The 967-nt window shown below is 48.1% G+C and carries 1 protein-coding gene; it reads right to left on the bottom strand.

What is annotated here, in order from left to right:
• Positions 1-69 precede the first annotated feature (69 nt).
• On the bottom strand, positions 70-967 hold an 898-nt coding region (locus AB4496_RS27935), incomplete at its 5' end, for a phenylalanine--tRNA ligase subunit beta (RefSeq protein WP_372133283.1).

Genomic DNA, 967 nt, shown 5'->3' with positions numbered 1-967 from the left:
ATGCAAATTTGAATACAAAAAAAGGCCTCGCAATGCGAGGCCTTTGGTTTTTCTATCTATCAGAAGAGATTAGTCGCGAAGTGCTGCGCCGAATTTCTCTGAGATTGAAGCTACGATAGCATCTACTGAACCAGCGATGTCTGCATCTTCAAGTGTGCGCTCTACAGACTGTAGGCTAAGTGCGATTGCTAGGCTCTTCTTACCTTCTTCAACGCCTTGACCAACGTATACGTCGAACAGTTTAGCGCCTGTTAGGAATTCGCCACCAGCAGCGATACACGCTTCTACGATGTCGCCAGAAGCGACTGCTTCGTCAACAACAACTGCGATATCACGACGGTTTGCAGGGAACTTAGATACCGCTACTGCTTCTGGAAGCACGCGAGTGTTGATAGCTGCCCATTCGATTTCGAATACGATAGTACGGCCGTTAAGACCAAACTTACGCTCTAGTTCTGGGTGAACAGTACCAATGATACCCACTTCTTTGCCGTCTACTACGATAGCCGCAGTTTGACCTGGGTGAAGTGCTGGGTGCTTCGCTGCTTTGAAGCTGTATGCGATTTCGTTTGCAGAAAGCTCAAGAACTGCTTCTAGGTCACCTTTAAGATCGAAGAAATCTACAGTGTTAGTTGCAATGTCCCAGTGCTCTTCGCCACGAGTACCAGAGATAACGCCCGCAAGCATCATTTCTTGGCGCATGCCGTTTTCAGCTGTTGCTTCAGGGATGAAACGTAGGCCTGATTCGAATAGACGAACGCGAGACTGTTGACGCTTCTGGTTATGAACAACTGTGTTTAGTAGACCTTGGATTAGGCCAAGACGCATTGCTGACATATCCGCAGAGATTGGGAATGGCAGGATTAGCGGCTCAACACCAGGTACAACAAGTTTTTGCTGCTCTGGTTCTACGAAGCTGTATGTGATTGCTTCGTGGTAGCCACGGTCTACAAGAAGGTCACGAACG

It is taken from the genome of Vibrio sp. 10N.222.46.A1, assembly GCF_041473595.1.
Lineage (GTDB): Bacteria > Pseudomonadota > Gammaproteobacteria > Enterobacterales > Vibrionaceae > Vibrio > Vibrio tasmaniensis_A.
The sequence above is the reverse complement of the archived record's forward strand: the minus strand, read 5'-3'. Positions and strand labels throughout refer to the sequence as shown.